Source organism: Rubripirellula reticaptiva (genome assembly GCF_007860175.1).
GTDB lineage: Bacteria > Planctomycetota > Planctomycetia > Pirellulales > Pirellulaceae > Rubripirellula > Rubripirellula reticaptiva.
In genome coordinates, this window is record NZ_SJPX01000006.1 from 1 (window position 1) to 1,973 (window position 1,973).

General features: G+C 53.8%; 2 protein-coding genes. Both read left to right on the plus strand.

Translation table 11 applies throughout. The features are described from left to right. Positions 1–148: 148 nt before the first annotated feature. A complete protein-coding gene (locus Poly59_RS25260) occupies positions 149–598 on the plus strand; it encodes a hypothetical protein (RefSeq protein ID WP_146536930.1) in 450 nt (149 codons plus the stop codon). Between the two features lie 578 nt (positions 599–1,176). Further along, the gene (locus tag Poly59_RS25265; RefSeq protein WP_146536931.1) at positions 1,177–1,512 is read left to right on the plus strand and encodes a hypothetical protein; all 336 of its coding nucleotides are present in this window, start codon (positions 1,177–1,179) and stop codon (positions 1,510–1,512) included. Positions 1,513–1,973: the final 461 nt, after the last annotated feature.

Here is a 1,973-nt window from a genome sequence, read left to right on the forward strand (position 1 = left end):
GCGGCAAACTCAACCTACGACTGAGAAAGACGCAGAACCATGACATCCACCGAAGGACGCGAGCCGAGCGGTTTGGCAATGGTTGAGTCTTTCGCGCGTCCTCGGTGATGTCCGCCGTTCCCCGACTGAGAATTGCGTAGCCCACAACATGAACCTTGATTCATTCCGCGACTTCGTTTGCGGTTCCGAAGATGACGCGGAAGACGCCATTGACGACACCAGCATGTTTTACTGGCTTGACTCCGCTGACTTTGACGCGTTGGTCACGGCAATGAATGAATTCTTACCCAGTCCGATTCTCTCGGTTGTCGATACTGCGTCGCCCGGCGAGTGGGCAATCCCGCGATTCGACTGCGATGGCCGAAGAAGCACTTTCAAAACCATGATCTGCAAGGAAGATTTGCTCCATGGTTTGCTCGCGATCAACGAAGTTCTGGGGCCGGAATTTACTGTCTATATCGCGGCAGATACACTTGGTGATGACGCAGTTGCCGTTACAGTATTGCCCACCAAATTTGCACACGACTTGCAACGCGACGTTCCTGAGCAATTTGATTCTCGACTCACCGACGTGATAGCGGGACAAGAGGCGTTCTAAATGCTGGCATTACTTCGTGAGTCGATTGTCGCGGGGAACCATGCCGTGCACCGGAGCGGCGTCAGCGCGTTTCCTGATGGTCAATTTTACTTTCGCCGCCCGGTGACGGCGGTCGTTCGTCGCACAAATTGAACTCTCCGCCGCTTTTCGTGCTTCCATTAGCAATCACCTTTGAGACCGACGCTATGAACTCAGCTAAGCGAATGTCTCTTGTGCTTGTTATTGCCTTTGGAGTTTCTCGCCTTGCACGGCAAGACGCTAACAATCTGCACATCGATGCATTAGGCATTGCCGCTGCTTACGGGATTGGCTGGCTCATGGATCGTGTTGAACGAAATCGCGAATCGCAGGATAGCGGTGTGGGCGACGATCGCTGTGGAAGATTTTGACTCCTCTTTCTTGGTTGCGTATATTGCGTAGCAGACGTTTGAAGTTCCAACCGTCGCCCACTGTGAAGCGACGAACCAAGAAATGCACGGGAGAACGGGTGGTCTGTTTTCCTCTTTGTGCAAGCCGTTCGCCCGTTCCCCGTGATTTCTACCGTTCGTCGGACTAATGGCACCTGATCGCAGACACCAATGCCTTACTCGAAATGCCCAATCTGCGGCTCGGTTTCACATCTCAACGTTGCCGACCCGGCGTCTTGGTACCGCGAACGTTATCCTGAACTCCCGTTTGGCTCGCTCGTTCCCGGTGCTTGCTTCTTCTGCTTCGGTGACATCACGATCGGTTCGCGCGTCCTGATTCGTTCACACTTCACCGACCATCCCGAATGGGCGACAGTTGGTGCAGCCTGTACCGTACTCAACATCATCTCATCCGATGACGGGTCTCTATTCCACTTGCAATTGGATGATGGCAAGGACGACTATTTCGTCCGCGGCGAGATTCGCAAACCGAGCGTTGACGAATGATCGAAGAAAACCTGCAACGATCCGAGATTGAACGTGAGGCTGACCGGCTGACTGCTGGAAAACGAAAACCGGGGATGCGTGAACATGTTCTTGCTTGGTTGCTTTACTGCGATGGTCTACCTGTTGATGTGCGATGTCCGCAATGCGACAATCTAATGACCGTCACGCCTTTCCCGAATGCCGATGGCGCAACTATCCAATGTGAATGCGGTCTGTGTTCTGGGTCGATGCGTGGACTTTGACGATAAACGCCGACGAACAATGCCGTGAACCGGAGCGGCGAAGTTGGGCGGATTTGAAATGGACAATCTTTCGTCGCCGCCCGGTTACGGCTGGCGTTACCCGACGAAAATAGAACGTTGACCTACTCAATCATCTGTACTTGCGGCGAATCGGTTTCTGTGACGCCCGCGCAGGCTGGCGGGACTTGCACGTGCGATTGCGGCGCGACTAATTCGGTT